This is a genomic window from Xanthomonas sp. NCPPB 1325 (genome assembly GCF_041477645.2).
In the GTDB taxonomy this organism is placed as follows: domain Bacteria; phylum Pseudomonadota; class Gammaproteobacteria; order Xanthomonadales; family Xanthomonadaceae; genus Xanthomonas; species Xanthomonas cannabis.
The window spans coordinates 1,682,568-1,703,351 of record NZ_CM192985.1 but is presented as its reverse complement, the minus strand read 5'-3'; the positions used below and the strand labels follow the sequence as shown (position 1 = coordinate 1,703,351).

The following is a 20,784-nucleotide window of genomic DNA, read 5'->3' as shown; positions in this document are numbered from 1 at the left end:
GGGGCCTCCGGCCTGCGTATGGCGGGCCGATCTGCTTGGCATGCGTCCCCGTCTGCGCAGCGTCTTTCACAAGCAGCCTCATCCGCGTCGGTGATACTGGGCGCACACATTGGTGTGCGCGTTGCGCGATTGCCTGGCGCAGCCAACCGGGCCTCACCCATGCATGCGACGATCAAGCGGGCTGGTGCATCTATTGGCCGGCCGTTTCCGTAGAGGGTCACGACTATCGATGGAGATTCATGCGTGCCGAGTACTGAACTCGACCCTCGCGCTGCACCGCCCCAGCCGCCATCCACGCAGCGCCGTGGCTGGGTTGCGTCCCGTGTCGGCAGCCTGCGCCGCTGGGTGGATTCGCAAACCGATGAGCCGCTGGACGAGGCGCGCGCCGACCGGATCGACTGGCTGCGTGCCCTGCCCTTCATTGCGCTGCATGTGGCCTGCCTGGCGGTGTTCTGGGTGGGCGCATCGTGGTTTGCGGTCGGTACGGCGTTGGCGCTGTATGCGCTGCGCATGTTCGCCCTTACCGGGTTCTATCACCGCTATTTCTCGCATCGCGCGTTCAAGACCTCGCGCGTGCTGCAGTTCGTGTTTGCGGCCATCGGCGCCACCTGCGTGCAGCGCGGGCCGCTGTGGTGGGCGGCGCATCACCGCAACCATCATCGGCATACCGACACCGGCCGCGACCCGCATTCGCCGGCCCAGCATGGCTTCTGGTGGAGCCATACCGGCTGGTTCCTGACCCCGCGCAATTTCCGCACCGACTGGGAGGTGATCCCGGATCTGCGCCGGTTTGCCGAGCTGCGCTTTCTCGACCGCTTCGACATCGTGATGCCGGTGCTGCTGGCGCTGGGGCTGTACCTGCTTGGCGACTGGCTGGCCGATGCGGCGCCGGCGCTGCAGACCACCGGGCCGCAGCTGCTGGTGTGGGGGTTCGCCATTTCGACCGTGGCGCTGTTCCATGCAACGTTCACCATCAACTCGCTGGCGCACCGCTTCGGCAGCCGCCGCTTCGACACGCGCGACGACAGCCGCAACAACTGGCTGCTGGCGCTGATCACCTTCGGCGAAGGTTGGCACAACAATCACCATTTCTTCCCCGGCTCGGCGCGGCAAGGCATGCGTTGGTGGGAGTACGACATGACCTGGTACGGCCTCAAGGCGATGTCGTGGGTCGGGCTGGTGTGGGATCTCAAGCCGATGCCGGCCATGCTCACCCGGCGCGCGCAGCGGGTGTCGCGATGAGCGAGGGCCAGATTGCCGTGGTCGGCAGCGGGATTGCCGGCCTGGGCGCCGCGTGGCTGTTGTCGCGTCGCTACGAAGTCACCTTGTTCGAAGCGGCGGATTACCTGGGCGGTCACACGCATACGCATGACCTCCAGCTGGACGGTCAGCGCTATGCGGTGGACAGCGGCTTCATCGTGTTCAACCCGCAGCACTACCCGTTGCTCACCCGCCTGTTTGCCGAACTGGACGTGGCCGCCCAGCCGACCACGATGAGTTTTTCGGTGCACGATGCCGGCAGCGGGCTGGAATACAACGCCGGCACGCTGGATGGGCTGTTCTGCCAGCGCCGCAACCTGCTCAGCCCGCGCTTCTGGGGCATGCTGGCCGACCTGCGCCGGTTCTACCGCCAGGCACCGGCGGTCCTGCACAGCGAGGAACGCTTCAGCACCCTGGGCGCGTATCTGCAGCGGCATGGCTACTCGGCGGCGTTCCGCGACCAGCACCTGGTGCCGATGGCATCGGCGCTGTGGTCCTCGCCGTCGCAGACCATCCTAGAATTTCCGATGGCCCAGTTGATCGGCTTCATGGCCAACCATCACATGCTCCAGATCAGCGGCCGGCCGCAATGGCAGGTGGTGCGCGGCGGCTCCAACAGCTACGTGCGTGCGCTGCGTCGGCGCTGGCAGGTGCTGGAGCGGCTCTCCACGCCGGTGCACGCGATCCGGCGCGCGCCCGATGGCGTGGTGGTGACGTCCTCGCGCGGCCAGGAACACTTCGATGAAGTCGTCCTGGCCTGCCACGCCGACGATGCGCTGGCATTGCTCAGCGATGCAACCGATGCCGAGCGACAGATCCTGGGCGGAATCACCTACCAGGACAACGACACCGTGCTGCACACCGATGCCCGCGTGCTGCCGCGCGACCGGCGTGCCTGGGCGGCGTGGAATGCGCACGTACCGGCCGACCCGCAGGCGCCCTGCACGGTGAGTTACTGGATGAACGCGCTGCAGTCGATCGAATCGCCGCAGCCGTTCATCGTCAGCCTCAATCGCGATCACGACATCGACCCGGACAAGGTGCTGCGACGCATGCGCTATCGCCACCCGGTGCAGAACGCGGCCGCACTCGCGGCACAGGGCCGCAAGGCCGAGATCCAGGGCGTGCAGCACACCTGGTTTGCCGGCGCCGCATGGGGCTTCGGCTTCCATGAAGACGGCCTGCGCAGCGGCGCGGACGTGGCGCACGCGCTGGGAGTGAGCTGGTGATGCAGTTGCTGCGCGAAGCCGGCCAGGGGGCCGTGCCGCTGCCTCCCGGTGAGGACAGCGGCTCCGCCAGCATGGCAGGCACACTGCGCAGCGCGGTCTATACCGGATGGGTGCGGCATCGGCGCTTCGTGCCCAAGCCGCTGGATTTCCGCTATCGCCTGTTCCTGATGTACCTGGACCTGTCCGAGCTGGATCGGGTGTTTGCGCACCGCTGGCTGTGGTCGGTGGGCCGGGCCAATCTCGCGCAATTTCGCCGCAGCGATTATCTCGGCGACCCGCAGATTCCGCTGGACGAGGCGGTGCGTGCGTGCGTGCACGCGCACACTGGCGAGCGCCCGGAGGGCGCGATCCGCCTGCTGACGCATCTGCGTTACTTCGGGCATGTGTTCAACCCGGTGAGCTTCTATTACTGCTTCGATCGCCACGATGCGCTGCGCTGGATCGTGGCGGAGATCACCAACACGCCGTGGCAACAACGGCACACCTACGTGCTGCCCGTCGCACAGGCGCGTACCCATCGCGATGTGCACGCATGGCGATTCGACAAGCGCTTCCACGTGTCGCCGTTCATGGGCATGCAGCATCGCTACGACTGGCGCTTCAGCGTGCCGGATGCGCAGCTGCGTGTGCACATGGACGTGCTGGATGCGCTCGACGACGATGCCTCAGGCGCCATCGACAACAGCCCGGTGCGTCGCTTCGATGCCACCTTGGTGCTGCAACGCCAGCCCCTGACTGCGCGCACCCTGGCGCGCACCTTGTTCGCTTATCCCCTGATGACCGTGCAGGTGGTGGTCGCCATCCACTGGCAGGCGCTGCGCCTGTGGCTGCGCGGCAACCCGGTCCACGACCATCCCCATCCGCCTGTGCGAGATCCCCGATGAACGCCACGTCCCTGCCCGATACCGCTGCGCCGCGCGCGGCCTCCTGGACGGACCGCCTGTTGCGCAAGCGCCTGCTGGCCACACTCGGCGAGCTGCGCGACGGGCAACTGCACCTGCACGAGGCCGACGGCGTCACCACGCTCGGCAACGCCAGCGGCGCGCAGGCGCTGCAGATGCAGTTGCGCGTCATCGACCCCGGCTTCTATCGCCAGGCTGCGCTCAACGGCAGCGTGGGCGCCGGCGAGTCGTACATGGATGGCCAGTGGCAGTGCGACGACCTGGTCGCGCTGATGCGCCTGCTGCTGCGCAACCGCGCGCGGCTCGATGCAATGGAAACCGGCACCGCACGCATCGGTGGCTGGGCGATGCGCAGCCTGCACGCGCTGGCCCGCAACACCCGCAGCGGCAGCCGCCGCAATATCGCCGCGCATTACGACCTGGGCAACCCGCTGTTCAAGCTGTTCCTGGATGAGAACCTGATGTATTCCTCGGCGATCTTCGTCGATGGCGAAGAAGCGCAGGGCGAGGCCGCCCTGGAACGCGCCGCCACCCGCAAGCTCGAACGCGTCTGCCAGAAACTGCGCCTGGGTCCGCAGCATCACGTGGTGGAGATCGGCACCGGCTGGGGCGGTTTTGCCCTGCATGCCGCGCGCGAGCACGGCTGTCGCGTCACCACCACCACCATTTCGCGCGAGCAGTTCGACCTGGCCACGCAACGCATCGCCGATGCCGGCCTGGGCGACCGGGTCACCGTACTGCTGAGCGACTACCGCGACCTGCAAGGCCGCTTCGACCGCGTGGTCTCGATCGAGATGATCGAGGCGATCGGCCACCAGTATCTGGACACTTATTTCGCCAAGGTCGGCAGCCTGCTGGCCGACGACGGCGAAGCGCTGATCCAGGCCATCACCATCGAAGATCATCGCTACAAGCAGGCGTTGCATTCGGTGGACTTCATCAAGCGTCACATCTTCCCCGGCAGCTTCATCCCGTCGGTGGCGGCGATGACCGGTGCGATCGCACGCGCCAGCGACCTGCGGCTGTTCAACCTGGAAGACATCGGCCCCAGCTATGCACTGACCTTGCGCGCCTGGCGGCAGCGTTTCATGGCGCAACTGCCGCACGTGCGTGCGCTGGGCTACGACGAACGCTTCATCCGCATGTGGGAGTTCTATCTGGCCTATTGCGAGGCCGGCTTTCTGGAGCGCTCGATCGGCGACGTGCACCTGTGGCTGAGCAAGCCCGGCGCACGTCCACCGCAGTTCGTGCCGGGCCTTGCGGGCGCATGAAGCAACTCGGCAACTATCTCGGCCTGCAGGTGCTGTGGCTGGTAGCCGTCAGCGCCGCCGCGCATGCGCGGATGTGGCCCACGCTGCTGGTGCTGGCGCTGTTTGCCTTTTATCAGCTGTGGCCGTCGCGACGCGCTGCGGGCGATGTGCAGTTGATGGTTGCCGGCCTGTCGCTGGGGCTGTTGCTGGATACCACCCTGGCCGCCGGCGGCTGGCTGCGTTACGCCGCACCCTGGCCCGGGAGCGTGCTGGCGCCGCCGTGGATCCTGGCGTTGTGGCTGGGCTTTGCGCTCACGCTCAACCACTCCTTGCGCAGCGTGATGCAGCGGACATGGCTGGCGGTGCTGCTCGGCGCGGTGTTCGGGCCGGTGTCGTACTGGCTGGCGCAACGCAGCTGGCATGCGGTGGAGCTGTTGCCGCCGCAACTGCATGCAGCGCTCGCGCTGAGTGTTGGCTGGGGCCTGGCCTGCGGCGTGTTGTCGCTGTATGCACAGCGCCTGGCGCGACCATTGCCGCAGACCATGACCGGAGAACTGCAATGACTGCCTGGCCGCTGCTGCATGTCGCGCTATTTGCCACGGGGGTGATGGTGCTGGGCTGGCTGTGGCAGCGCCGCAGCGGCAATGCCGGCCCGGTGGATGTGTTGTGGGCCGGCTGTCTGGCGCTGGCCGCGCCCTATTGCGCGTGGATGGCCGACGGCGCGCCGTTGCCGCGCGTGCTGGTGGCGGTGCTCGGCGGCGTCTGGGGCGCGCGCCTGGCCTGGCATCTGGGTGTGCGCGTGTTCGGCGACCCGCACGAAGACGGCCGCTACCGCGCATTGCGTGAGCATTGGAACGGCAGCCAGGCCAAGTTTCTCGGCTTCTTCCTGGCGCAGGCGGTGGTGGTGGTGCTGTTTGCGGTGCCGTTCCTGGCTGCAGCAAGCAATCCGGAGCCGCATTGGAGCGTGTGGAGCGGTATCGCGATCGTGGTGTGGTTGATCGCCGTGGGTGGCGAGGCCCTGGCCGATCGGCAGCTGTCGGCGCACAAGGCCAACCCGGCCAATCGCGGCACCACCTGCCGCAAGGGGCTGTGGCGCTACTCGCGCCACCCCAATTATTTTTTCGAGTTCGTGCACTGGTTCGCCTATCTGGCGCTGGCGGTCGGGGCCGGGCCCTGGCCGGTGGCGCTGTGCGCGCTCGGGCCGGTGGTGATGTTCGTGTTCCTGTATCGCTTCACCGGTATTCCCTACACCGAGCAGCAGGCACTGCGCTCGCGTGGCGAGGACTACGCGCATTACCAGCGCACCACCAGTGCGTTTTTCCCGCTTCCCCCTTCGTCCTGAGTTGCCTGGAGAGTTGCATGTCCACCGTCACCGCCCCGCCCTCCTCGCTGCCCGAAGAAGCCTTTGCCACCCGCCTGGCCGAATCGGGGGTGCTGCCCGACGCCGCATTGCGCTACGGCATCCGCCGTCTGTGCGCGCAGCGCCTGCGCGATGAGCGCGGTCACGATGCCGATGCCAACGGCGAGCGCCAGCGCGCCTTCATCGACAGCCTGCGCGCCAGCGCCATCGCCATCGAAACCGATGCGGCCAATCGCCAGCACTACGAATTGCCGCCGCAGTTCTTCACCCTGTGCCTGGGCAAGCGGCTGAAGTACAGCAGTTGCTACTGGGATGCGAGCACGCCGGATCTGGATGCGGCCGAAGAACGCATGCTGGCGCTGTACGGCGAGCGCGCCGAGCTGGCCGACGGCCAGCGCATCCTAGAGCTGGGCTGCGGCTGGGGCTCGCTGACCCTGTGGATGGCCGAGCGTTACCCCAATGCCACCATCACGGCGGTGTCCAACTCACGCCCGCAGCGCGCGCATATCCTGGAGCAGTGCCGCATCCGTGGCCTGGGCAACGTGCAGGTGATCACCGCTGACGTCAACGCGCTGGCGCTGCCACCCGGCAACTTCGACCGCGTGGTCTCGGTGGAGATGTTCGAGCACATGCGCAATTACCGCGACCTGCTGGCACGCGTGGGCAGCTGGCTGGCGCCGGGCGGCAAGTTGTTCGTGCATATCTTCTGCCACCGCGATCTGGCCTACCCGTTCGAAGTGGCCGGCGAAGACAACTGGATGGGGCGGCATTTCTTCACCGGCGGGCTGATGCCGGCAGCCGATACGCTGCTGCACTTTCAGCAGGACGTGGTCATCGAACAGCGCTGGGTGCTGTCGGGCGAGCATTACGAAAAGACCGCCAATGCCTGGCTGGAAAACCAGGACCGCCACCGCGACCAGATCATGCCGTTGCTGCGCCAGACCTATGGCGACGACGCGCAGCGTTGGTGGCAGCGCTGGCGCATGTTCTGGCTGGCCTGCGCGGAGCTGTTCGGCTACGACCAGGGCCGCGAATGGGGCGTGGCGCACTACCGCTTCGTCAAGCGCTGATCGTCCGCGGCGGTTGGCACAGGAGTGCGGTGATGGCTGGCGTCCCAGGCATCGGAGGCGGCACGCACTCGGAACCGCAGTGCATGCACTTCCGTGCACGGGGCGGCGCCTTGCCCCGTGCAGCCGCTCGATCGCCGCGGCGAATCGTGCGATCAGCCCGCCGCGGCGGTGATCACGATTTCCACTTTCCATTCCGGCCGCGCCAACTTGGCCTCGACGGTGGCACGCGCCGGGGTGAAGCCATGCGGTACCCATTCGTCCCAGGCGGCGTTCATGCCGTCGAAGTCGGCAATGTCGGCCAGGTAGATTTCGGCGCGCAGGATCTTGGTCTTGTCGCTGGCGGCCAGCGCCAGCAGCTTGTCGATCTCGCCCAGTACCTGGCGGGTCTGCCCGGTGATGTCTTCGCTGGTGTCTTCGGCAATCTGGCCGGCCAGGTAACACACGCCGCCATGGACGGTCATCTCGGACATACGCGGACCCGCATCGAATCGCTGCAGCATTTCTGACTTCCTACGGTTGGTGGACCCGGCCATTGTCCCGCGAATGCGCGAGGCGTGCAGCCCCATCCCGCGCGACGCGCCGCAGCCACAGCCCGACCCGCACCATCCAGACCACGATCAGCACGATGGCGATCTTCTGGCTGATGCCCAGCGGCGCGCCGCTGACCGTGACATGGAACAGCAAGGCCGCGAACGCCGCCCAGCCCAACGCGAAAGCGCCGACAAAATGCGCGCGCCACGCCCGATCGCGGCGGAAATACCACGATTGCAGCAAGACCGCAGCGATCACGCACAGGAACGTGGCGTCCGCCGACAGCACGTGCACCATCGGTGCCGCATCCGGCGCCAGCTGCGGCATCCAGCTGTCGCCGATCGACACCGCGCACAGGCCAAGCGCCGCACACCAGAACAGGCCCAGTACCGTGCGGCTGCGTGCCACCGGCGCCAGCGCCGCGTAAACGCCCGCCGCCAGCCACGCCATTGCCGCCGCCAGCAGGCAATACGCGGTGCGCAGCAGCAGGCCGTAGGATCCATGCAGATAGGCGCTCAGTTGCGCATCGATCCACCACAGGTCGTCGCGCAGCCATTGCAGCAGCACCACCAGGCCGATGAAGGCGCTGCCGGCGCCGGCGGCAAGCGCACCGGCCTGGCCGCTCCAGTGCGGCGGCGGCGACGTTGCCGCCGACATGGGCGCTGCCGGCGCGCCAAGGTCCGGAGTGCCCATCAGTAGCCTGTCTGCCTTCCAACTGTGGTGCAGTGCATCTGTGTCCCCTGCGGCACCTGCGTGTGCCTTTGCCCTATGATGCGCGCGGCCGGCCCGTGCCGACAGGTGCCGGCCCGATCGCGCCGTGCGTTCACCCTGTTTCGGCACTGACGCGATCACGCTGCATGCTTCTCCAACCGTCCGGCCCATGCAGACCCACCGCGCCCGCGGCACATCTCGTGCATGCGTCTTCCTTCCCTCTTATGCAGATCCCGTTGCCCTCATGACGGATACCCCCATGTCTACCGAAGCGCCTTCCAGCGGTTGGCGTCGCGCCCTGCCGGTCATCATCAGCCTGGCCATCCTGGCGATGGCGCTGCATGCGCTGTCGGCGCAGTTCACCGACCATGGGTATCGCCAGATCCGCCAGGCGTTCCGTGCGCTGGGTGCGGGGCAGATCGCTCTGACGCTGCTGCTGGGGTTGAGCAGCTACGCATGCCTGGTGGGCTTTGACTGGGTAGGGCTCAAGCGCACCGGCAAGCGGCTGCATCCGGCGCGGGTGGGCATCACCGCCTTCATGGCGCATGCGGTGGGCCAGACCCTGGGCTTTGCCGCACTCACCGGTGGCGCCGTGCGCCTGCGCGGCTATGGCAGCGTCGGGCTGACCCTGGCCGAGATCGGCCAGGTGGTGCTGATGAGCACGCTGGGCTTCATCTTCGGCGCCTGGGTCCTGCTCGGGCTGGCGCTGATGCTGGAACCGGAAGCGGCCGCGCGCGCCTTGCCGATCACCGCCGACGCCATCCGCATCGCCGGCATCGCCTTGCTGGTGGGGTATGTGGCCATGCTGGTGCTGGTGGGCAGACAGGGCCGCGAATTCGGCATCCGCAGCCATCGCTTCTGGCTGCCCGACCGCACCACCGTGCTCGGCGTGACCGCCCTGAGCGTGGTCGAACTGGGCCTGGCCGCTGCGGCGTTCTACGTGCTGCTGCCACCGGACCCGGGCACCGGCTACTTCGGCTTCATCGGTATCTGGCTGGTGGCGGTGGTCGCCGGCCTGATCTCCACCGTGCCGGCCGGGCTGGGCGTGTTCGAATGGAGCCTGCTCAAGCTGCTGCCGCATGTAACGCCTGCCGCCGTGTTGGCCGCGGCGCTGGCGTACCGCGTCACCTACTACATCGTGCCGCTGCTGATTTCGGTGGCCATGGCCGCCGCCTCGGGGCTGGGCGCACCGGTACGCGCCAGTGCCAGTACTGCACGCACGGTGTGGAAGGCGCTGCGCCCGTGGTTGCCGCAGATCCTGGCCCTGGCGGTGTTTGCGGTGGGCGCGGCGCTGATGATCGACGGCACCCTGCCCACCCCGCGCGCGCGCCAGGAAGTGGCGCCATTGCCGCTGATCGAAACCTCGCATCTGTTGGTCAGCCTGGGCGGCATGATGCTGCTGCTGATCGGCCAGGGCCTGCAGCGCCGCAGTCACGCGGCCTGGATGCTGGCGCTGGGCGTGTGCGTGCTGGTGCCGCCGCTGGCCTTGCTGCGCGGCAGCCATATCTCGGTGTCGCTGTCGGCCGCATTGGCCGCGCTGGCGCTATGGGCGGCGCGCCGCGAGTTCTACCGCCAGGGCGCGCTGCTGGACGAAGCCTGGTCCTGGCGCTGGCTGAGCAACCTGGGCCTGGTGCTGGTGGCCACGTTCTGGCTGCTGTTCTTCGTCTACAGCCACGTCGAATACAGCAACGATCTGTGGTGGGAGTTCGCCACCTCGGCCAATGCACCGCGTGCGCTGCGCGCGGCGCTGATCCTGTGCGTGGGCGTGATCGTGTTCGGCATGGCGCGCCTGCTGCGTGGTGGGCGCCGGCCGATGCCGCCGGCCGATGCGCAGGCCCTGCAGGCGCTGGCGCCGATCCTGGAGACCAGCACCGACACCCAGGCCTGCCTGGCGTTGACCGGCGACAAGGCGTTCCTGTTCGATGAGGGCAACCGCGGCTTCGTGATGATGCAGCGCTATGGCGGGTCGCTGATTTCGATGGGCGACCCGGTGGGCCCGCCCGAAGTGGCGCGCGCACTGATCTGGCGTTTCCGCGAGGAGGCCGACCACATGGGCCTGCGTCCGGTGTTCTATCAGGTGGGCGAGAAATACTGGCAGAGCTACCTGGACATGGGCATGACCCTGGTCAAGCTGGGCGAAGAGGCGATCGTGCCGCTGGAGAACTTCACCCTGGAAGGCCGTGACCGCGCCGATCTGCGCCAGGCCTGGAACCGCGGCAAGCGCAGCGGCCTGACCTTCCGCATGCTGCAGCCCGACCAGGTGGATGCGGTGTTGCCGCGCCTGGCCGAGGTGTCCGAGCAGTGGCTGGACGAAAAGGCCGGCGAAGAAAAGGGCTTTTCGCTGGGCAGCTTCGATGCCGACTACCTGCGCCGTTTTCCGGTGGCGGTGGCCGAGGCGGAAGGCCGGATCGTGGCCTTCGCCAACGTGTGGTGGGCGCCGGCCGGCGGCGAGCTGTCGGTGGACCTGATGCGGCACAGCGCCGAAGCCCCCAAGGGCACGATGGACTTCCTGTTCATCGAGCTGTTCCTGTGGGGCCAGGCCAACGGCTACAAGCGCTTCTCGCTGGGCATGGCGCCATTGTCCGGGTTGGCCGAGCATCGCCTGGCCGGCCGCTGGAACCGCTTCGCCAGCCTGGTGGCACGCCATGGCGAACGCTTCTACGGGTTCAGCGGGCTGCGTCGCTTCAAGTCGAAGTTCGCCCCGACCTGGCGCCCGCGCTACCTGGTGGCGCCCGGCGGCATGCATCTGCCGGCCGCATTGCTGGATGTCACCCGCTTGATCTCGGTTGATCCGGGCCGGCAGGAGTAAGGCCGCTCGATACCTGCAGTTACGCGATGCCTCGCTCTGCTTCGGGCGCTTGCACGCGTGCCGGCGTGGGACACGCCGCAAGTCCGTCCATGCAGGCTCCGGCGCGGCATCCATGCCGCTCGAGGTCCCACACCGGCACCCGCGCAAGCACCAGCGATTGGTGTCGGTTGCGGAAAGAAATGCCGAGGGCCTGCCAGGCTGGACGGAGGCCGAACCGAACGGCGACGACCGGGTTACCGGCCTGCGTCGGCCCGGCGTCGGGCCGAACCAGCCCACAGATGCCCTGCTCTTTTACGGCTTCGACAGCGCGTGCAACTGCTCCACGATCACCTTGGCCAGGGTCGCGTAATCGCCCTTGAAATGGTGATCGCCCGGCAGCGCCACCCGCGTGGCCGCCTGCGCCGGCAGGCTGGGGCACAGCGCGTCGTCGTCGTCCTGGCCGTAGATGCAGACCGTGGTGCTGGCGGGCAGGCGTTGCACCTCCGGCGCGATCGGCAGGCCTTCGTCGTCCGAACCCAGCCAGTTGCTGACGTGGAATTCGTAGTCGGCCAGCTTGCCCACCGACAACAGCGCGGTCATGCGAATGTTTTGCCTGGTCTGTGCGGGTAGCTTGTTGATCGCCGCCGGCAACACATCGGCACCTTGCGAGAAGCCGATCAGCACCACGCGCTTGCGCTGCCAGCGCTGCGCATAAACCCGCGCGATGCGGTCCAGATCCGTGGCAAAGCCCTGCGGGGTGCGCTCGGTCCAGAAATAACGCAGCGAATCCAGGCCAACCACAGGAATGCCCTGCGCGGCCAGCGCGTCGGCCACTTCTTCATCCAGTCCGGCCCAGCCGCCGTCGCCGGAAACGAAGATCACGAAGGTGTCGTCGTCGCTGTCGCCGTCCGGCTTGGCCGGCAGCTCGACCACCGGCAGGTCGGCCAGGCCACCGGGGGGCGGCGGCAACGCCACGCCCTTCTGCTCGCCCAGCGAGCGCGCCGCAGCGCGCAGGCCCGGCAGGATGTCGCCCTTGGCAGAGCGCGTGAAGGTGCGCGCCTGCGGGATCTGCTTGATGAAGGCCGCCTCGGCCGCCGCAGGGCACCGTTTGTCCTGGCTGCCGGCAAGCACCCACGGAATCTGCAACGGCGACGGCACCAACGTGTTGCTGCCCGGACGCACGCCCGGCTGGCAGATCGCCTGGTCGGATACCGTCGCCGGGCATAGGCCATCGGTGAGCACGCCGGCCAGCACATGCAGCTTGGCCTGCGCGCCGATGGCATAGGCCAACGCCGCGCCTTCGCCGTCGCCCACCAGCAGCGGCAGACGGTAGGTGGGGATGTGATAGAAGGCCTGCACATAGCGGGAGAAATTCTCCACGTCGCCGACCGAAAACGCGCAGGCGCCGCCGTCCTTGCGCACCACCGCGTAGAGGTGCGCGGTATCCACCACCGCCACCATCGCGCCGTCGTCGCGCAATGCCTCGACCTGCGCCTGGCGCGTTGCGGCATTGCCGGCGCCCGCGAACCAGATCACCACCCGTTGCGGTTCGCCCTTGGGCATCAGCACCGGCACCTGCTCGAACCGGCCGTGAGTGACCGGCTCAGGCGCCTGCGCGGCAGCCAATCCCGACAGCGTCAACACCGCCGCGCCGCAGAGCGCGCCCCACATTTCAAGTCGTCGCATGTCGCACCATCGCGGAAAGTGGTCCAAAGATAATCGTTCCAGGCGGCATCGCGAAGCGTGGCGCTTCGCTTATCGCGCCTGCGGCGATTGCCGGGCTTCCCAGGCGGCCAGCGCCTGGCGGTAGCGCGCCAGTTCTTCGGCGTACAGATCGTGCACGCACAACGGGCAACCGCTTTCGCAGCATTCGTTGGGGGCCGGCGCCTGTGGCGGTTGCGGACGTGGATCGGCGGTGGAAACGGCGCGCTCGTGCATGCGGCCATTGTAGCGTGCGCACCTGCAGCGCCCGGTTGATGCGCCCCCCCCCGCTGCGGACAGTTCAGCGGCCCAGGCGCCGCAGCAGGTTGGCCCGCGCGGCAGCATCCAGGCGCGCGTGGAAATAGTCGCTGAGAAAGATGCGTGGACGCTTGAGCAGGCCGGCCAGGAAGCGGCGGCGATTGAGCCGGAACAGCAGCGCGGGGACATGGCCGCGATACTCCTCGGCAATCGCCCGGTCGTAGGCATCGAAGACGTCTGCCGGCGCCGCCAGGATCGCCATATCGCAGTCCAGAAACAGCGCCGCCTCCTGGTCCACATCCTGCGGCTCGAGCTGGCCGTGCCGCGCAGTGAGCAAGATCAGCGCCTGTACGCGCTGCAGATCCACGGCGGCCTGCGGCCACCAGCGCGCACTGCATTCCAGCGCCCACGCCGCCGATTGCGCCTCGTTGTCGCTGCGCCCGGGTTGATACACCGCATCGTGGAACAGCACCGCCAGCCACACCTCGGCCGGCTGTTGCCAGCCCGGCCCGCTGGCGACCTCGGCATAGTGCTGCAGCAGCGCGCGCACGTGGCCGAAGTGGTGATAGGCGCGCGGCGGCGTGGCATAGGCCTGCTCCAACGCGGCCAGGTGATCGGCGTGCAGCGGCAGGGGTGTCGAGGTGTCCATCCGTGCAGGCTACCGCACCCGGGGCCTGCGTCTACACACGGGCGCTCAGCGCAGCGGCCAGCGGCCTTCGAGCTGGTACCGCGACTGGCCGAGGAAGCTGCGTACCAGCGCAAACTCGCGCACGGTCCACGCGAGCGCGTCGCAGCGCCGTTGCGGCACGGCCTGATTGCAATACAGCAGCGTCATGTGCGGCGTGTACTGCGCATCGCCGGCAATGCCCACATGCGCCAGCTGACGGCCCAGCGCGCCCTGCAACTCGTACAGGCCGCGTACGCGCTCTTCGCCGCGCAGCACGCAAGGCAGTTGCGACCGCCGTCCACCAAAGGTACCGACCCGGTCGAACTCCACCTCGAACGCCTGCAAGGCCACACGGTCGGCGGCCTGGCTGGCACGGCTGACCAGCGACGGCGGCAAACCACCGGCATAGTCGCCAAGATGGTGCAGGGTCACATGCAGGCGGTCGCGTGATAGCGGCTTTCCATCGACCCCGCCTTGCAGCAGGCCTTCACTGATACGACCCGCGCGTTCGGCAGTGTCCGCATCGGCCATCACCGCAAAGAACAGCCGCTCGGTCGTCTTTTCTTCCCCCAGTCCGAGCGACAACTGCGCCTCGGCCGATGACAAATACAGAAACTGCTGCTTCATGGTTGAGTCCACGACCGCCTGCGCAGGCCTGGGTGAAGAAGGGCGGCGGATACTAGCAGACACGACGCGCGGCGAATACGCTGCCTGCCATCGGCTTCAACGTGGAACGCGATACTGACGTGGAACCGCCATCGTGCGTTGTCGCATTGTTGCTTCGCATCTGACACAAAAAGAAACGGGCAGCTTGCGCCACCCGTTTCCCGCCTGTATCGGTTTACTCCGGAGCTGCATCAATCCAGATGCACTTCGGACGCGCCGCGCTCTTATGCGGCGCTCTTCATCCTTATGCGGCGCTCTTCATCGCGTGCTTGCGGTTACGCATCACGTCGTGACATGCGCGCACTTCCGGCAGCAGGCGCAGTGCGGCATCGCGCGCAGCGGCCGGCGTGTCTACATCGGCGATGGTTTCGTCGAACGCCTTCAGCAGGCGATCTTCCGACTCTTCCAGCTCGGCCACGTAACCGTATTTGGTGTCGCCCAGCGTTGCACGGACCTTGCCGTAGAACTGCTGCATGCTGCCAACCATGGTGCCGTGCTGCTCCGGCGTGCCGCCCACCGAGGTGACCACGCTGCTCAGGCTGCTCACGATGTCGGTCTTGACGCCGGCAATGCGGCGGAACAACGTTGCAAGCTCTGCATCGCCCACCTTGGACGCCGCTTCGTCGTAGAAGTCCTTACCGTCGCGGGAAATGGCGATGAGGTCGTTGAGGCTGTGCTCGGTCTTGCTCTGGATGCTCATGTGTCGCTCCTTGTTTGGATGGGCCGCGCTGCACGGGGGTGCAATGCGCCGGCTTTCGGGGAGAAGCGCAATCGATGCGTTGATTGCGATGCCTTGCGTTGTGTACGGCCTCATCCTGGGCTCGCACCCATAATCGACATGTGAGCAATGTGCGCGTCATCCTCACGCCTTCGTGCGGCCGATGAATCGCGATTCATCGATGCCAACGGCGCATCAAGACCCTTTCGGCTGCCGGCTGGCCCACATGTTGTCGACCAGGTTCGGGTACGGCCGCCCGGCCGCTTCGGCGCGTTGTCTTGCCGCTGCCTTCTGGGCGTCGGTCAGTGGCGTCGAGGCGCGTTTGGACGTCGGATTGGGGCGCTTCCACGGCGGTGGCGTGAAGTCGGTCATGGCGCGGTCCTGCTCGCTTGTGGTCAAGCGCGCAGTCTCGGGCGCGTACCGTGAGTTGGCTGTGGATGCGGCTGGCGTGCGCGGTTGGCATCGCCGCTCCGACAGCGAGCACGCGCGTCAAGGCACGGCACTGCAGTGAGGCCTTGCGCCACGTGTCTGTGTGCAGCCGAGTGCCGGGGATGATGAGTGGCATGCAGCAGCACGCAGCGACAGGCCATCGATCGAGATGCGCGCCCGTGCACGCCGGGCGATGCGTGCGGCCGCCCGGCGCACTTGCTCAGCAGTTGGTCGCCAGACTGCGCTGGCGCTGCTCCTGCCACACCGCACATGCGTACACCAACAGCCCGCCGAGCGCGGTTGCTGCACCGACATAGCCGGTGGATGTCCAGCCCCAGCCAGCGGTGATCGCCATGCCGCCCAGCCAGGGGCCCAGGGCATTGGCGGTGTTGAATGCGGCATGGTTCGAGGCCGCTGCCAGCGTCTGCGCCTCGGCCGCCACGTCCATCAGGCGCGTCTGCAAGGCCGGCGCCAGCGCGCCCATCGTGCCGACTGCCACGATGGAGACGAACACCCACTGCCCCGCATGCGCGGCCAACGGAAAGGTCAACATGACCACGATCGACCACACCAGCAGCACCGGCACCGCACGGAACTGCATCCGGTCGAACAACCAACCGCCGGCAATGCTGCCGAGCACACCGCCGACGCCGAACGCCGCCATGGCCAGCGGAATGCGTGCCGGTGCCACGCCGGTAACGGCAGTGAGGGTCGGCGCCAGATAACTGAAAACGCAGAACATGCCTGAAAACCCGACGGCTCCGATCGCCAGGGCCAGCCACACCTGCGCCCGATTGAACGCACGCAGCTCGCACAGCGGCTGCTGGCGCGGCTCATCCGGTGCGGGCGGCAACAGCGCGGCCACCGCGGCCACCGTCCCCAGCGCGATGACCGAGACCGAGGCATACGACCAACGCCAGCTGACGACCTGCCCCAGCCAGGTCGCCAGCGGGTTGCCGACCAGCAACGCAACGCTCAACCCCAGCAGCACGCGCCCGACGGCGGTGGCGCGCTGATTGGGCGGGCTGATCGAGGCTGCCACCAGCGAGGCGACGCCGAAATACGCGCCATGCGGCAAGCCGGCGATGAAGCGGCACACCAACATGGCGTGGTAGCCGGGCGCCAACGCACTGGCCAGGTTACCCAGTGCGTAGAACACCATCAGCAGTAACAGCAAGGTGCGTCGCGGCCAGCGCGCGCCCAGGATCGCCAGCAGCGGTGCGCCGACCACCACGCCCAAGGCATAGGCGCTGATGACATGGCCAACCTGCGGCTCGCTGATCTGCAGGCCCTGCGCAATCTGCGTCATCAGGCCCATGGTGGAAAATTCGCTGATGCCGATCGCAAAGCCGCCCATCGCCAGCGCGAGCAGGATCAGCACGTAATCGCGGCGCGGCACGCGCGGCGCGGACAGCTCGGTATCGGACATGCCCGACTCCAGAATGACGGGGCGGCCTATTATTGTGCAATGCAGCATTCGGCGAAAGGCCGCACGTCACAGCGATGCCGCGCCAAGGCCTCGCGGGTCACGGTTCGCTCCGCTTGGGTGCTTGCGAAAGACGCTGTGTCCTACTGACGCCGCTCGAATCCCGCCCGCCGCGCCACCATCGCTGTGGGGCACCGCGATCGTCGTGGCGCCGCGCTTTGCGTGTGATCCCAAACACTGGTTGCTGATGTCCAAATCCACTGAATCTCCGTTGTTCTCCCCGGTGCGCCTGGGCGCGCTGGATCTTGCCAACCGCGTGATCATGGCGCCGCTGACGCGTAACCGCGCCGGTGCCGGGCAGGTGCCCTCGCCGCTTGCCGCCGAGTATTACGGCCAGCGCGCCACCGCCGGCCTGATCGTGGCAGAAGGCACGCAGATCAGTCCGCTCGGCCAGGGCTACCTGGACACGCCTGGCATCCACACTCCGGAACAGGTCGCCGGCTGGCGCACCGTCACCGATGAAGTGCATCGCCGTGGCGGCAAGATCGTGCTGCAGCTGTGGCATGTCGGCCGCGTGTCGCACACCAGCGTACTGCCCCCCGGCGAAGTACCGGTCGCGCCCAGCGCCATTCGTGCCGAAGGCAAGACCTACACCCAGAACGGCTTCGAGGATGTGTCCGAACCGCGCGCACTGGCGCTGGACGAAATCCCCGCGCTGATCGAGGACTACCGCCGTGCCGCACGCAACGCGATCGACGCCGGTTTCGATGGCGTGGAAGTGCATGCCGCCAATGGCTACCTGCTCGACCAGTTCCTGCGTGACAGCGCCAACAAGCGCACCGATGCCTACGGTGGCGATATCGAAAACCGCACGCGGCTGCTGATCGAAGTGGTGCAGGCCATTGCCGACGAGATCGGTGCCGAGCGCACCGGCGTGCGGTTGTCGCCGGTCACTCCGGTCTATGGCGCGCACGACTCCGACCCGCAGCCGTTGTTCGAACGTGCGGTGGAGCGGCTGAGCCTGATCGGCGGCTTGGCCTTCGTGCACGTGATCGAAGGCGCCACCGGTGGCCCGCGCGACAACATCGCCTTCGATTACGCGGCGCTGCGCGCCAAGTTCGACGGTGCCTGGATCGCCAACAACGGCTACGACCGCGCCATGTCCGAACAGGCCATCAGCAGCGGCTATGCCGATGCGATCGCCTACGGGCGCCCCTTCATCGCCAACCCGGATCTGGTGCGTCGCCTGCGCGAGAACGCACCGCTGGCCGAGGTCGATCAGGCCACCATGTACGGCGGCGGCGCCAAGGGCTACACCGACTACCCCGCACTGCCGGAGTGATCCTCTAGGCACACCGGCCGGTCATTGCCGCATCCAGCGCGGCGATGGCCGGCCGGTGGCGCGTAGCGTCCGCGCACCACGCACTGCCTGAGCGCTCTCTTTCCGTCTCCATCGCAGTGGCCGGTTGGCCGCATGGACCGCAGCGACAGGTTCGCTTCGCACGTCGCTTGCGCGCCGTCGCCACATGACGCGCACAGCGCTCCCCGCTAGCATCCAGGCAGCCCCTGATCCTGGAATGCCCATGCGCCGCCTTCTTCCTTTTGCGCTGCTCTGCACATTGCTGGTCGGTGGCCAGGCGCTGGCCGTGCCGTTCTGGGGTGCGCGCCAGTCCAGTCCCGCCGACACCCTGCCGGCCCAGCTCAAACCGGGCGAATGGATCTGGGGCGGTGTCAGTAAAGGCTGGGGCCCGATGGCCGTCATCGTCAGCCTCACCGAGCAACGCGCCTATGCGTATCGCAACGGCATCCTGATCGGCGTGTCCACCATCAGCTCCGGCAAGCCCGGGCACGAGACCCCCACCGGCGTGTTCACCATCCTGCAGAAGGACAAGGACCACCGTTCCAATCTCTACAACGCCGCACCCATGCCGTATCAACAGCGGCTCACCTGGGACGGCGTGGCGCTGCATGCCGGCGGCCTGCCGGGCTACCCGGAGTCGCATGGCTGCGTGCATCTGCCATCGGAATTTGCCCGGTTGCTGTTCGACAATTCCAACATGGGCATGGTGGTGGTGGTCGCGCAGGCCGGTGTCAGTGCCGACGATGTGGTGCATCCACGCGCGCTCAGCCCGATCGACCCGACCACCGGCGCCGAGCGCCCCGTGTTGCCGCTCCCCAATGGCCAGGCATTTGCCTGGCAACCGGCGCTGGCGCCCACCGGCCCGATCTCGATGCTGATCAGCAGCACCGACCAGCAATTGGTGGTGTACCGCAATGGCGTGGAGATCGGCCGCGCGCAGGTGGCCTTGCACGCACCCCCTGGTGCAGCACCGCTGGGCACGCAGGCCTTCATCGTCGGCCAGGGTTTCCTGCCGGGCGACAACCCCGGCCTGCCCGGTCATCGCATGCCCAACTGGATGCGCATCGGCATTCCCGGCAGCGCTGCGGCGGCAGGCCAGCCGCTGGATGCCGGCACCATTGCGCGCCTGCAGGTGCCGCCGGCATTCCTGGCCAATCTGCTGCCGCTGCTGACGCCGGGCGTGGTGTTGGTCGCCACCGACCAGCGCATCCTGCCGGAGACCACCGGCGGCAAGCTGCAGGTGCTGGATTCGGACCCGCCCGACACGCCGTAGCACACGTGCGCACCAACGCGTGGCGCAGGGTTCGCCAAGCTCGGCTTGCCGATACGGGGCCCACGCCGGGTAGGGCCTGCCTGCGTGTGCCGGGCTGATCGCGGCACACACCTGCGCCCCGCTGCCGGGCGATTGTCGCGGCGCCGACGCCGGCACATGATGCAGCCATCTCATTGCCAAGAATGTGCGTGATGCGCCTGCTCCCTGTGGTCCTGCTCGGCACCAGCATCATGGCCTGCACGGTGGGCGGCGCAGCGGCGCACTCCCCGCGCCCTGCCGCGCCGGGTCCCGAGTGCCTGGATGCCCGCCAGGTGAGCGAGCTGCATCAGACCGATGCGCGGACACTGGCCGTTGCCGAACGCGGCGGCCGCCTGTTCCGCCTGCAATTGGCACAGGATTGCCCGCGCCTGACCGCGCACGCAGACGCCGCCGTGCTCGCACCGCACGGTTGGGTCTGCAATGGTGCGCAGGCATCCGTCAGCACCGGGCAGCAACGGTGCGCGATCAGCCAGGTCGCCCCGCTCAGCGCACGCGACTACGCCAGCATGGCCCGTCAGCGGCAGGCCGACGGCATCCCCACCCTGGACGGCGTCAGCGTGCGGCAAGCACGTCGTCGCAACTTCGCCGGCTCCGCAAGCTATTGCTTCCAGCCCGGCATGGTGCGGGCGTGGTCGGAGGACGCGCAGGGTCTGGTGGTGGAAGTGTCGCCGCGCCATCCCGGCGCGCACCGCCATTATCGCGTCGAATTGATGGACAGCTGCCGCGAGCTCAGCGGCGCACCACCGATCCGCTTCGTATCCGGCATGGGCCTGAATGCGATTTGCGGCAACCCCGGCGACAAGGTCGACGTGCTCGACGAAATCGGCATTGCCGGCGCAGGCGTCGGCGCCGGCCAGCAAGGCGACCTCAGCACCTCGCGCGGCGGCAAGTTCTCGCGTATGCGCCAAAGCTGCACAGTGGCGGCGGTCTACCCGCGCGATTGAGCCGCCACACCCGGCGCGGTACCAGGCTGGCAGGACGCGCTGGCGCGTGGCGTGGTGCGATCGGTACCGCCATCGCGCTGAGGCGCGTCACGCGCGTCATGCCGCCGGGCGGCTCGGGCTGCGCACGAACCGCAGGCGCGTGCTCGCGCGATGTGAGGTGTTATCGGTGTACCTGTCGCGCTCAGGCGCGCTGCTACGGGAG

The 20,784-nt window shown here is 67.8% G+C and carries 20 protein-coding genes; 11 read left to right on the top strand and 9 right to left on the bottom strand.

From position 1 onward, the window contains the following. Window positions 1–243: 243 nt before the first annotated feature. Genes ACCQ10_RS07120 through ACCQ10_RS07090 form a run of 7 tightly spaced genes read left to right on the top strand, consistent with a single transcriptional unit; the run spans window position 244 to window position 7,071 of the window. Window positions 244–1,242: a fatty acid desaturase gene (locus tag ACCQ10_RS07120; protein ID WP_166778154.1), complete on the top strand. Its 999-nt coding sequence runs from the start codon at window positions 244–246 to the stop codon at window positions 1,240–1,242. After that, a complete protein-coding gene (locus ACCQ10_RS07115) occupies window positions 1,239–2,489 on the top strand; it encodes an NAD(P)/FAD-dependent oxidoreductase (RefSeq protein ID WP_372362615.1) in 1,251 nt (416 codons plus the stop codon). The genes ACCQ10_RS07120 and ACCQ10_RS07115 overlap by 4 nt, the downstream gene beginning before the upstream one ends. Further along, window positions 2,489–3,373, top strand: a complete 885-nt coding sequence (locus ACCQ10_RS07110; protein WP_372363074.1) for a DUF1365 domain-containing protein — start codon at window positions 2,489–2,491, stop codon at window positions 3,371–3,373. The genes ACCQ10_RS07115 and ACCQ10_RS07110 overlap by 1 nt, the downstream gene beginning before the upstream one ends. Continuing rightward, complete coding sequence (locus ACCQ10_RS07105; protein WP_372362614.1) at window positions 3,370–4,662, top strand: class I SAM-dependent methyltransferase; 1,293 nt, start codon at window positions 3,370–3,372, stop codon at window positions 4,660–4,662. Before ACCQ10_RS07110 ends, ACCQ10_RS07105 begins: the two co-directional genes overlap by 4 nt. Then, window positions 4,659–5,204 (top strand): DUF2878 domain-containing protein, encoded by a 546-nt coding sequence (locus ACCQ10_RS07100; protein ID WP_372362613.1) that lies wholly within the window; start codon window positions 4,659–4,661, stop codon window positions 5,202–5,204. Before ACCQ10_RS07105 ends, ACCQ10_RS07100 begins: the two co-directional genes overlap by 4 nt. Further along, on the top strand, window positions 5,201–5,983 hold the full coding sequence (locus tag ACCQ10_RS07095) for a DUF1295 domain-containing protein (protein WP_184374044.1): 783 nt from the start codon (window positions 5,201–5,203) through the stop codon (window positions 5,981–5,983). Before ACCQ10_RS07100 ends, ACCQ10_RS07095 begins: the two co-directional genes overlap by 4 nt. A 17-nt stretch (window positions 5,984–6,000) precedes the next feature. Continuing rightward, entirely contained in the window at window positions 6,001–7,071 is a 1,071-nt protein-coding gene (locus ACCQ10_RS07090) for an SAM-dependent methyltransferase (RefSeq protein ID WP_047693688.1), read from the top strand. A gap of 152 nt (window positions 7,072–7,223) precedes the next feature. Here ACCQ10_RS07090 and ACCQ10_RS07085 read toward each other — a convergent pair whose 3' ends face one another. Both ACCQ10_RS07085 and ACCQ10_RS07080 read right to left on the bottom strand, forming a co-directional pair. Continuing rightward, window positions 7,224–7,571, bottom strand: a complete 348-nt coding sequence (locus ACCQ10_RS07085) for a RidA family protein (protein WP_064509159.1) — start codon at window positions 7,569–7,571, stop codon at window positions 7,224–7,226. A gap of 10 nt (window positions 7,572–7,581) precedes the next feature. Further along, a complete protein-coding gene (locus ACCQ10_RS07080; protein WP_234401120.1) occupies window positions 7,582–8,295 on the bottom strand; it encodes a DUF998 domain-containing protein in 714 nt (237 codons plus the stop codon). Between the two features lie 262 nt (window positions 8,296–8,557). On the opposite strand from ACCQ10_RS07080, the gene mprF reads away from it, so the two are divergent. Next, the gene (gene mprF / locus ACCQ10_RS07075) at window positions 8,558–11,122 is read left to right on the top strand and encodes a bifunctional lysylphosphatidylglycerol flippase/synthetase MprF (RefSeq protein WP_372362612.1); all 2,565 of its coding nucleotides are present in this window, start codon (window positions 8,558–8,560) and stop codon (window positions 11,120–11,122) included. A 291-nt stretch (window positions 11,123–11,413) separates the two neighbouring features. On the opposite strand, the gene ACCQ10_RS07070 is transcribed toward mprF, so the two are convergent. The 7 genes from ACCQ10_RS07070 to ACCQ10_RS07040 all read right to left on the bottom strand — a co-directional run bounded on the left by ACCQ10_RS07070 (window position 11,414) and on the right by ACCQ10_RS07040 (window position 16,969). Further along, a complete protein-coding gene (locus tag ACCQ10_RS07070) occupies window positions 11,414–12,787 on the bottom strand; it encodes a virulence factor (protein ID WP_372362611.1) in 1,374 nt (457 codons plus the stop codon). 69 nt (window positions 12,788–12,856) lie between these two features. Then, on the bottom strand, window positions 12,857–13,039 hold the full coding sequence (locus tag ACCQ10_RS07065) for an oxidoreductase-like domain-containing protein (RefSeq protein ID WP_039414658.1): 183 nt from the start codon (window positions 13,037–13,039) through the stop codon (window positions 12,857–12,859). A 64-nt stretch (window positions 13,040–13,103) separates the two neighbouring features. Beyond that, entirely contained in the window at window positions 13,104–13,709 is a 606-nt protein-coding gene (locus tag ACCQ10_RS07060; RefSeq protein WP_372362610.1) for an HD domain-containing protein, read from the bottom strand. A gap of 45 nt (window positions 13,710–13,754) precedes the next feature. Next, a complete protein-coding gene (gene thpR / locus ACCQ10_RS07055; protein ID WP_372362609.1) occupies window positions 13,755–14,354 on the bottom strand; it encodes an RNA 2',3'-cyclic phosphodiesterase in 600 nt (199 codons plus the stop codon). A 283-nt stretch (window positions 14,355–14,637) separates the two neighbouring features. Next, window positions 14,638–15,093, bottom strand: a complete 456-nt coding sequence (locus ACCQ10_RS07050) for a PA2169 family four-helix-bundle protein (protein WP_372362608.1) — start codon at window positions 15,091–15,093, stop codon at window positions 14,638–14,640. 213 nt (window positions 15,094–15,306) lie between these two features. Next, entirely contained in the window at window positions 15,307–15,483 is a 177-nt protein-coding gene (locus tag ACCQ10_RS07045; RefSeq protein ID WP_184369818.1) for a hypothetical protein, read from the bottom strand. Window positions 15,484–15,760: 277 nt separating this feature from the next. Then, a complete protein-coding gene (locus ACCQ10_RS07040; RefSeq protein ID WP_372362607.1) occupies window positions 15,761–16,969 on the bottom strand; it encodes an MFS transporter in 1,209 nt (402 codons plus the stop codon). A 244-nt stretch (window positions 16,970–17,213) separates the two neighbouring features. Here ACCQ10_RS07040 and ACCQ10_RS07035 point away from each other — a divergent pair, with 244 nt between their 5' ends. From ACCQ10_RS07035 to ACCQ10_RS07025, 3 genes are all read left to right on the top strand, one after another. Next, entirely contained in the window at window positions 17,214–18,308 is a 1,095-nt protein-coding gene (locus tag ACCQ10_RS07035) for an alkene reductase (RefSeq protein WP_372362606.1), read from the top strand. A gap of 235 nt (window positions 18,309–18,543) precedes the next feature. Next, the gene (locus ACCQ10_RS07030) at window positions 18,544–19,599 is read left to right on the top strand and encodes a L,D-transpeptidase (RefSeq protein ID WP_372362605.1); all 1,056 of its coding nucleotides are present in this window, start codon (window positions 18,544–18,546) and stop codon (window positions 19,597–19,599) included. Window positions 19,600–19,781: 182 nt separating this feature from the next. Then, window positions 19,782–20,582, top strand: a complete 801-nt coding sequence (locus ACCQ10_RS07025; protein ID WP_372363073.1) for a hypothetical protein — start codon at window positions 19,782–19,784, stop codon at window positions 20,580–20,582. Window positions 20,583–20,784 lie beyond the last annotated feature (202 nt).

Bases quoted from the DNA above. Each gene is read 5' to 3' on its own strand.
- ACCQ10_RS07115 (WP_372362615.1), top strand. From the start codon at position 1,239: ATGAGCGAGGGCCAGATTGCCGTGGTCGGCAGCGGGATTGCCGGCCTG.
- ACCQ10_RS07110 (WP_372363074.1), top strand. From the start codon at position 2,489: ATGCAGTTGCTGCGCGAAGCCGGCCAGGGGGCCGTGCCGCTGCCTCCC.
- ACCQ10_RS07105 (WP_372362614.1), top strand. From the start codon at position 3,370: ATGAACGCCACGTCCCTGCCCGATACCGCTGCGCCGCGCGCGGCCTCC.
- ACCQ10_RS07100 (WP_372362613.1), top strand. From the start codon at position 4,659: ATGAAGCAACTCGGCAACTATCTCGGCCTGCAGGTGCTGTGGCTGGTA.
- ACCQ10_RS07095 (WP_184374044.1), top strand. From the start codon at position 5,201: ATGACTGCCTGGCCGCTGCTGCATGTCGCGCTATTTGCCACGGGGGTG.
- ACCQ10_RS07090 (WP_047693688.1), top strand. From the start codon at position 6,001: ATGTCCACCGTCACCGCCCCGCCCTCCTCGCTGCCCGAAGAAGCCTTT.
- ACCQ10_RS07085 (WP_064509159.1), bottom strand. From the start codon at position 7,571: ATGCTGCAGCGATTCGATGCGGGTCCGCGTATGTCCGAGATGACCGTC.
- ACCQ10_RS07080 (WP_234401120.1), bottom strand. From the start codon at position 8,295: ATGGGCACTCCGGACCTTGGCGCGCCGGCAGCGCCCATGTCGGCGGCA.
- mprF (WP_372362612.1), top strand. From the start codon at position 8,558: ATGACGGATACCCCCATGTCTACCGAAGCGCCTTCCAGCGGTTGGCGT.
- ACCQ10_RS07070 (WP_372362611.1), bottom strand. From the start codon at position 12,787: ATGCGACGACTTGAAATGTGGGGCGCGCTCTGCGGCGCGGCGGTGTTG.
- ACCQ10_RS07065 (WP_039414658.1), bottom strand. From the start codon at position 13,039: ATGCACGAGCGCGCCGTTTCCACCGCCGATCCACGTCCGCAACCGCCA.
- ACCQ10_RS07060 (WP_372362610.1), bottom strand. From the start codon at position 13,709: ATGGACACCTCGACACCCCTGCCGCTGCACGCCGATCACCTGGCCGCG.
- thpR (WP_372362609.1), bottom strand. From the start codon at position 14,354: ATGAAGCAGCAGTTTCTGTATTTGTCATCGGCCGAGGCGCAGTTGTCG.
- ACCQ10_RS07050 (WP_372362608.1), bottom strand. From the start codon at position 15,093: ATGAGCATCCAGAGCAAGACCGAGCACAGCCTCAACGACCTCATCGCC.
- ACCQ10_RS07045 (WP_184369818.1), bottom strand. From the start codon at position 15,483: ATGACCGACTTCACGCCACCGCCGTGGAAGCGCCCCAATCCGACGTCC.
- ACCQ10_RS07040 (WP_372362607.1), bottom strand. From the start codon at position 16,969: ATGTCCGATACCGAGCTGTCCGCGCCGCGCGTGCCGCGCCGCGATTAC.
- ACCQ10_RS07035 (WP_372362606.1), top strand. From the start codon at position 17,214: ATGTCCAAATCCACTGAATCTCCGTTGTTCTCCCCGGTGCGCCTGGGC.
- ACCQ10_RS07030 (WP_372362605.1), top strand. From the start codon at position 18,544: ATGCCCATGCGCCGCCTTCTTCCTTTTGCGCTGCTCTGCACATTGCTG.
- ACCQ10_RS07025 (WP_372363073.1), top strand. From the start codon at position 19,782: ATGTGCGTGATGCGCCTGCTCCCTGTGGTCCTGCTCGGCACCAGCATC.